Annotated in this window: 1 protein-coding gene; it reads left to right on the top strand. The window is 67.0% G+C overall.

What is annotated here, in order from left to right; genetic code table 11:
* The coding region (locus tag A9X03_RS01445) for an MCE family protein (protein ID WP_068259342.1) at positions 1–1,071 on the top strand (1,071 nt) is incomplete at both ends.

The raw sequence follows: 1,071 nt of genomic DNA on the forward strand, positions 1-1,071 counted from the left end.
TCTGCGCGCGGAGGTGCTCAGCGTGTCGGCGGTCGGAGAGCAATATGTGGACCTGCAGCCAGCGACGGCGGCAGGACCTTACCTACATGACGGCTCCATCATCCCCGCGGCACACACCTCGATCCCACAGGCCGTCGGACCGATGCTGGATCAAGTCAGCACGCTGATCAACAGCGTCCCCAAGACCAAGATCAGCGGTCTGCTCGACGAAACGTTCAAGGCCTTCAACGGATCCGGGTACGACGTCGGGTCGCTGCTGGACTCCTCGTCACAACTCGTCGGCGACGCCAACACCAACGCCGAGCGGTCACGCACCCTCATCGACGACAGCCGGCCCCTGCTCGACGGCCAGGCGCAATCGGGCGGCGCCATCCGCACGTGGGCACGCAGCCTCGCCGGCGTCAGCCAACAACTCGTCACCGACGACCACCAGACACGGACGCTGCTGCACGGGGCTCCAGGGGCCGCCGATGAGGCGTCACGCCTGTTCAATCAGGTCAAGCCGACGCTGCCGATGCTCTTGGCGAACCTCACCACGCTGGGCCAGGTCGGTGTCACCTATCACCCCTCCCTCGAGCAGCTGCTGGTGTTGCTGCCGCCCACCATCGCCGCCACTCAGTCCTACGGCGCACCCAAGAACAATCCCACCGGATACTCCCTGGGCGACTTCACCCTTACCATCGGCGACCCGCCCGCATGCACGGTAGGGTTCTTGCCGCCGTCGTCGTGGCGGTCACCAGAGGACACGACGGTGATCGACACTCCCGACGGGCTGTACTGCAAACTGCCGCAGGATTCACCCATTGGGGTACGCGGCGCCCGGAACTACCCGTGCATGGGCCATCCCGGCAAGCGCGCGCCCACGGTCGAAATCTGCAACAGCGACAAACCTTTCGAGCCGTTGGCGATCCGCCAACACGTCCTGGGTCCCTACCCCCTCGATCCGAACCTCGTCGCGCAGGGCGTCCCGCCCGATGACCGCGTCAGCTTCGGTGACCAAATCTTCGGACCACTCGAGGGCACCCCGCCGCCGGGACCGCTGCCGCCAGCGGCCGGCCCCGCGCCCGCGCG

The sequence above is a fragment of the Mycobacterium sp. E1715 genome, from assembly GCF_001667625.1.
Classification (GTDB): domain Bacteria; phylum Actinomycetota; class Actinomycetes; order Mycobacteriales; family Mycobacteriaceae; genus Mycobacterium.